Below are 7,023 nucleotides of genomic sequence, written 5' to 3' on the forward strand. Positions count from 1 at the left end.
ATGTTCTGTCAAGGGTTTATCAAGAGTGGATATTTTCATTACCGGACGGCTGCCAGGGTAACAAAATACGCACAGCAAGGCCGCCCGTTTCCGGTAATGAGGCCTCGATCGTGCCCCCATGGGCCTGACAAATCGCCCGGGCGATAGACAAACCGAGGCCGCTGCCGCCGGAATGCCGCGCGCGGGACTGCTCCTCACGGCTAAAGCGCTTAAACATGTCCGGTAAGAACTGGAGGGATACGCCCGGTCCGTCATCGTGAAATTCAATGGCGTAATGCCCGCTGGCGTAGTGCAGCGCCACCTCAAGATGGCCGCCTTCGCGCCCGTAGCGTAGTGCATTTTCCATAAGGATAGTAAATACCTGCCCCATGCGGAACGCATCGCCTCTGAACGGGAACGTACGCGGGTTACGCAGCGTAATCGTAAAATGATGCGCTTCGGCCTGCGGCATGATCCAGGCCGCCCGCTCCTGAATAAGCTCATCCAGAGAAAAGGCCTGCTCTTCCAGCACCAGATTTCCCGCGTCCGCTAACGAGAGAAGGTGAAGCTCATCGGTCAGGCGATTAAGATGCTGAAGCTGTTTCATCACCATTTCCAACTGCATCGGGCTGGCATCAAACACACCGTCCAACATGCCCTGCAGACGACCAATGGCGGCCGTCAGGGGCGAACGCAGCTCGTGCGCCATCGCGACGTGCGAGGCGCGGAGCTCTTTTTCATAGCGGGCGAGTTGCCCCGTCATGGAGTTAAAGTCGTTTGCAAAGCTGACCATTTCCGCTGGCGCATCCTTGACCAGTTCAGCCTGACGGCCAAACTGCCCGTCGGCGACATCTTTGGCGGCATCGCGAAGACGGCTGAACTGCAGCGCCAGCGGTCGGGCGTGTTTTAACCCCATCACCACAATAAACGGGATCATCACCAGCACCAGCAGGGCCACCGTAACCCAGTCCGCAGAGGCGATGGATGGCGTGGAATAACTCAGCCCCCACCAGGTATCCACAATGCTGTGGAAGCGGGCCGGATCGGCCTGTGGGTTCTGGCTGAGCGTCAGGAATTCCTGCCGGACCGCCGCTGGCATTCTGCCCATTATCCAGTAGTTCTGTACCGCATAACGTAGCCACATGCAGGTGGCAATGACGATCACGCTGCCGATGGCCAGTGCCAGGATACGCGCGCAAATCCAGCGCCAGAGAGAGGAGTGCCGGTTTTTTATCATGGTTGTCTGAACCTGTATCCCACGCCGCGAACGTTAATCAACACGCCGGAAATACCCGCCGCTTCGAGTTTTTTACGCAGGTTATAAATATGGGTGTCCACCACGCGCTCCAGCGCCTCGCTTTCCGGCAGACAGTGTTCCAGCAGGTACTGACGGGAAAAGGGGCGAGCGGGAGAGCGCAGCAGCGTTGCCAGAAGCGAGAATTCCGTTGGCGTAAGATCGAGCATCACGGGCGCGTCGCAGCCGTTATCCACGCTCGCCACAATGGCGGCCACATCCACCTCCAGCGTTTGCCAGCGAAGGATCTCGTCGTCTGTCTCTTTTTTACTGCTGCGTCGCAGCACCGCCTGTACGCGAGCCACGACTTCTCCCGGATGATAGGGTTTCACAACATAATCATCGGCACCGTACCGCAGGGCACCAATGCGATCGGGGGTGTCGCCCATGGCGGTGACCATGATCACCGGTACATCGCTTTTACGACGCAGTCCGGCCAGCACTTCGGTGCCGTTAAGCCCGGGCAGCATCACGTCCAGCAGGATGAGGTCGGGTTTCCACCGCTGCGCCATATCCAGCCCGGAAAGACCGTCTCCGGTAATGGTGACATCGTAATTTTCACGACGTAAATAGGCTTCAAGCACGCCAGCCGCATCGGCGTCATCTTCAATAATCAGCACTCTTCTGGACAACATCTGTTCACCTTGATCGTTTCTTAACACTATCCCGACGATTCATTGATTTAGCCAAACCATACTGCGCCAACATTGTGTGGCAGACCCTGAATCAGCAGACGCCAGCGTCTGCGTGGAGAACAGTATGATAGCGATAAAAAAAGGCCTGTATATGACCGTTCCGCTTCTGATGGCCGTTGCCTCAGGTGTGCAGGCGGATGATGACGCCGCTTCCGGCTCTTTAACCGTCGGGCTGGGCGGTCACTATGCCCCCCGTTATTCAGGCTCAGACAAGCAGGTGTGGCAGGTGGTTCCTGTGCTGCAGGGGCGCAAGGGTGCTTTCTTTATTGATGCACAAAAAGGAGTGGGATATGACCTGCAAAACGACAGCGGTTGGTACCTGGAACATACGCTGGGTTACGACCTCGGGAGGGCAGAGAAAAATTCTGGCTGGCGTGAGGGCGCAAACAATCTGAAGGGGATGGGGGACATTGATGCCACTCTGAATACCGGCCTGGCCGCCGGCTGGCAGGCTGCGTCCTGGCTAAGCGTTGAGGGTAAGGCGACGCTACCGTTAACGGACAGCCAGGGCGTAAGTTATCAGGCGTCCGTTACGTTGATTCCCCTACAAAACAGCGAGGACACGATCGCCCTTCAGTCTGCGGCTCTGTTTGGCGACAGCCGTTATCTGAATACCTGGTATGGGGTCAGCGAGCAGCAGAGCCGCCGCACCGGCTATCGCCGCTATTCAGCGCCGGGGGGATTTTATGGCGTCGACACCAGCCTGACCTGGAGCCATCAGTTCGATGCTCACTGGGGAACGGTCCTGAGCGCGGACTATACCTGGCTTGGCGACCATGCGAATGAAAGCCCAATAGTGATGCGGCGCAATGAGGGGTCTGCAACCGCCGCTATCACCTGGACATTTTAAAATCGCGGAGCAGGAGCGGACGAGAAGATTATTTCTTCTTATCCATCATCGCTTTTAAATCGGCAAACGGGTTAAACGTGGCGACACCCACGTCTTTTTGCGCGTCTTCACCGGCGACCACGGTGGTGCCGTACTGATCCGCTTCGGTGTATTTCGAATGCTCGTGATCGTGACAAAACAGGCACAACAGCTCCCAGTTGCTGCCATCTTCCGGGTTGTTGGTATGGTCATGATCGATATGGTGAACCGTCAATTCACGCAGGTTGGAATAGACGAACTCCCGCGAGCAGCGTCCGCAGACCCAGGGATAGATTTTTAATGCTTTCTCGCGATAGCCGCTTTCCAGTCGCGCGTAGTTTTTAGGGATCAGAGCCATTGCCGGTTTTACCTGCCATGAAAAAAGTGGGGAATATTATATCCATTATGGAGCGGAATGACGAACCCCTCTATTCCGTCAATTTATTTGATGCATTCCGTTAAATAAACGGCATTTATTCTTACCGGGTAATGCGTAAAGTGGACAGAACGCAACGCATTATCAGGACACAGGGTTATGAAAAAGATCGGGTTTTTATCGTTTGGTCACTGGACGCCTTCTCCGCAGTCCGGCACGCGCTCGGCGGCAGACACGCTGCTGCAGTCCATCGACCTGGCCGTGGCCGCTGAAGAGCTGGGCGCGGACGGCGCCTATTTCCGCGTGCACCACTTCGCCCGTCAGCTTAGCTCGCCGTTCCCTCTGCTGGCGGCAATAGGCGCGAAAACGAAAACCATTGAAATCGGTACGGGCGTGATTGATATGCGCTATGAAAACCCGATGTATATGGCCGAGGATGCGGGCGCGGCAGATCTGATCTCCGGCGGCCGTTTGCAGCTTGGCATCAGCCGCGGCTCCCCGGAGCAGGTCATTGATGGCTGGCGTCATTTCGGCTATGTCCCGCAGGAAGGGGAAAACGAAGCGGACATGGCGCGCCGTCATACCGAGGTGCTGCTTGAGGTGCTGCGCGGCGAAGGGTTTGCAAAGCCGAATCCACAGCCGATGTTCCCCAATCCGCCTGGGCTGCTGCGCCTGGAACCGTATTCTGAAGGACTGCGGGAGCGTATCTGGTGGGGCGCCGGTTCGAATGCGACGGCGGTATGGGCCGCTAAGCTCGGCATGAACCTGCAAAGCTCAACCCTGAAAGACGATGAAACCGGTGAGCCGTTCCATATTCAGCAGGCAAAACAGATCCGCGCCTATCGTCAGGCCTGGAAAGAGGCAGGGCATACGCGGCAGCCACGCGTCTCGGTCAGCCGCAGTATTTTTGCCCTGATGGACGACCGCGACCGGATGTACTTCGGCGCCAGCCGCAACGACAGCGATAGCGTGGGGTATCTTGATGAAAAAACGCGCGCGATCTTCGGGCGCAGCTATGCCGCGGAGCCTGACAGGCTGATTGAACAGCTGAAGAAGGACGAGGCGATTGCCGAGGCTGATACGTTATTACTGACCGTACCGAACCAGCTCGGTGTGGATTACAATGCGCACGTGATTGAGTCCATTCTCAAACATGTCGCACCGGCAATGGGCTGGCGCGATTAAGTATTCCGCCGTCAGCCGTGAGATCGTAATGGAAAATCTGGCCCTCTGGTATCGCCGTTTTGGCGAGCCAGAATCTGTTCTGCAACCTGAAACCGCGCCGCCGGGCGCGCTTGCACCGGGACACCTCCGCGTGCAAATGCTGTATGCGCCGGTGAACGCGTCCGATCTCATTCCCATTACGGGCGCTTACCGCCACAGAACCCCGCTGCCCGCCGTCGCGGGCTATGAAGGCGTCGGCGTTGTCATTCAGGCGCCCGCGTCTTTTGCGTATCTGCAGGGTAAACGCGTTCTGCCGCTGCGCGGGCAGGGCACCTGGCAGCGCTATGCGGATTGCCCGGCAGAGTATGCGATACCCGTGCCGGATGATGTCGATTCACGCCTGGCCGCGCGGGCCTATATCAACCCGCTGGCGGCGCAGATGATGTTGAGCCACTATCCACCGCGGGGAAAGCGGGTGCTGCTCACGGCCGCCGGTTCGGATTGCGCTATTCTGCTCGGGCAGTGGGCGCGTCTGGCGGGGGCAGAGGCGGTGTACGGTATTCATCGTTCGCCCGTTCACGCTGAACGGCTGGCGGCGATGGGGATCGTTCCTGTCGCACAGCATGACATGCAGCGGATTCTCTCCGTTGCCGCGCGTGCCGACGTCGTTTACGATGCAACCGGCGGGGCGCTGGCGGAAGCGATCCTGAGCGTGCTGCCGGAGCAGGGCATATTTGTCTGCTACGGGCTCCTCTCCGGGCAGACCTTCCGCCAGCAGCGGCCCCTGCCGCGCGTGGCGTGGTTCCATATTCGTAACTATCTGGATGGGCTCAGCGCAGAGGCGTGGCGCGCGGAGTTCGATCAAATCTGGCCCCGGATGCGCGCCAGCGCGTACAGCCCCGGAACGGTGTACCCTCTGACGGACTGGCAGAGGGCGCTCAGGGCTTACCGTGAAGGAGGAAGGGCAAGCAAGCCCCTCATGTCGATGGCGGAATGACGGCTATTGATGGCTCATATCGCTCAGCAGCACGGCGATGCTTTGCCCGCCCGCCGTCTGTTCCAGACCAATCTTCACGATGATGGTCAGCGGAACGGAGAGCAGCATGCCTACGGGACCGAGCAGCCAGCCCCAGAAAATCAGGGACAAAAAGACGACCAGCGTCGAAAGCCCCAGCCCACGCCCCATCATTCGTGGTTCAAGAATATTCCCGAATACCAGGTTAATCGCCAGATAGCCGGCCAGCAGAATCAGCGCATCATAAAATCCGCTGAACACCAGCACCTGAAGAATAGGGGGGATTGCCGCCAGCACGGAGCCGATGTTAGGAATGTAATTGAGCGCAAATGCCAGTAACCCCCAGACGAACGCAAAGCGGACGTCCAGCGCCACCAGCATTCCCCAGACCACCACCCCGGTGACCAGGCTGATGACGGTTTTCAGTACCAGATAGCGTGAAACGCTGTCCAGCGCGCGCTGAATAGCGCCCATTCCTTCAACCGGACGAACCATGATTTGCTGTAACTTTGCGGGCAGCTGTGGCACCTCCAGCAGCATGAACACCACCGTTAAAAACAGCAGGAAAATGGAGGTCATGGCATTGGAAAGCTGCGTCAGCAGGCCTGTGACGATGGTCATGGCCGCATTAGGGTCGATATATTTAAGAAGCTCCTCAACCGAAACTTCTATTCCCGCGCGCTGAAGCCAGGGCTCAAGCTGCAGCAGCGGTATCGCCAGCGAGGAACGGTATTTCGGCAGCGTTCGCGCCAGTTCGTTCAGCGAGGTACCCAGATACGCAACCAGTAACACCATGGCGAAAATAATGACGCTAATTAGCAGGGTAATTGCCAGCACGCGCGGGATGCGCAGCCGCGTCATGCGCCGGACCAGTGGGTTAAGGATCACCGCAACAAACAGGGCCAGAATAAAGGGCACAATGATGTCGGCGGCAAAACGAACGCCCGTAAGTATGATCACCAGCATGCCCAGCATGATGACAATTTTTAACCCGTTGAGGGTAATAATGGGTTTAGCCATGGTGACTCCAAAAAACGCTTTTTATTTATAATAGAGGGTAAACGTCCTGCAATAAACTAACCAAAATCAAACGGGATGGGTAAAGAATTGAAAAGACTTTGAGTAAAATCTTCAGTTATGGTACAAATTTGGCGTGTTCAACTACCGAGGACAATTTTCATCCGCAAAGACGAGAAGCAACAACGCGGATAATTGTAATTTTATGGACAATTTGTTCAGGACCTATTCTTCAAACAACGCTGCTCTATTTTCTACCTCCTTCTGCCTGATTGCTGGTGAGCAACACTGGCGCACCGCACTATAGTCACCTCTTCTGCCTGAGCTGGCGCTACGCGCTTAGCTGTCTGATTTAATTTCATATTTTTTTGGTTTGCTGCATGCGGCGGGCCACGATGGATTATATTCTCAAGCAGGAGAAAAACATGTTTTACTGGATCTTATTAGCCCTGGCTATCCTCGCTGAAATTACCGGCACGCTGTCAATGAAATGGGCAAGCGTCAGCGAGGGCAATACCGGTTTTATTTTAATGCTGGTGATGATATCCCTTTCCTATATTTTCCTCTCATTTGCGGTGAAGAAAATTGCACTGGGTGTGGCCTATGCGCTGTGGG

At 56.5% G+C, this 7,023-nt stretch carries 8 protein-coding genes; 4 read left to right on the forward strand and 4 right to left on the reverse strand.

From position 1 onward, the window contains the following. Positions 1–19: 19 nt before the first annotated feature. Together IM295_RS22060 and IM295_RS22065 are read right to left on the reverse strand one after the other, a co-directional pair. The gene (locus IM295_RS22060) at positions 20–1,216 is read right to left on the reverse strand and encodes a cell wall metabolism sensor histidine kinase WalK (protein WP_193067329.1); all 1,197 of its coding nucleotides are present in this window, start codon (positions 1,214–1,216) and stop codon (positions 20–22) included. Next, positions 1,213–1,908: a response regulator gene (locus tag IM295_RS22065; protein ID WP_045261460.1), complete on the reverse strand. Its 696-nt coding sequence runs from the start codon at positions 1,906–1,908 to the stop codon at positions 1,213–1,215. Before IM295_RS22065 ends, IM295_RS22060 begins: the two co-directional genes overlap by 4 nt. Before the next feature lie 124 nt (positions 1,909–2,032). Here IM295_RS22065 and IM295_RS22070 point away from each other — a divergent pair, with 124 nt between their 5' ends. After that, complete coding sequence (locus tag IM295_RS22070; protein ID WP_100170383.1) at positions 2,033–2,818, forward strand: MipA/OmpV family protein; 786 nt, start codon at positions 2,033–2,035, stop codon at positions 2,816–2,818. Positions 2,819–2,846: 28 nt separating this feature from the next. Here IM295_RS22070 and yajD read toward each other — a convergent pair whose 3' ends face one another. Next, positions 2,847–3,194, reverse strand: coding sequence for an HNH nuclease YajD (yajD, locus tag IM295_RS22075; protein WP_003857471.1), 348 nt, complete (start codon positions 3,192–3,194; stop codon positions 2,847–2,849). A gap of 177 nt (positions 3,195–3,371) precedes the next feature. On the opposite strand from yajD, the gene IM295_RS22080 reads away from it, so the two are divergent. Next, entirely contained in the window at positions 3,372–4,397 is a 1,026-nt protein-coding gene (locus IM295_RS22080) for an LLM class flavin-dependent oxidoreductase (RefSeq protein ID WP_080327265.1), read from the forward strand. Positions 4,398–4,425: 28 nt separating this feature from the next. Then, complete coding sequence (locus IM295_RS22085) at positions 4,426–5,373, forward strand: zinc-dependent alcohol dehydrogenase family protein (RefSeq protein WP_155026209.1); 948 nt, start codon at positions 4,426–4,428, stop codon at positions 5,371–5,373. Between the two features lie 3 nt (positions 5,374–5,376). Here IM295_RS22085 and IM295_RS22090 read toward each other — a convergent pair whose 3' ends face one another. Beyond that, entirely contained in the window at positions 5,377–6,411 is a 1,035-nt protein-coding gene (locus IM295_RS22090; protein ID WP_041910260.1) for an AI-2E family transporter, read from the reverse strand. Positions 6,412–6,833: 422 nt separating this feature from the next. Here IM295_RS22090 and mdtJ point away from each other — a divergent pair. Continuing rightward, on the forward strand, positions 6,834–7,023 hold a 190-nt coding region (gene mdtJ / locus IM295_RS22095), incomplete at its 3' end, for a multidrug/spermidine efflux SMR transporter subunit MdtJ (protein ID WP_193055536.1).

The sequence above is a fragment of the Enterobacter cloacae complex sp. P14RS genome (genome assembly GCF_014895895.1).
Lineage (GTDB): Bacteria > Pseudomonadota > Gammaproteobacteria > Enterobacterales > Enterobacteriaceae > Enterobacter > Enterobacter bugandensis.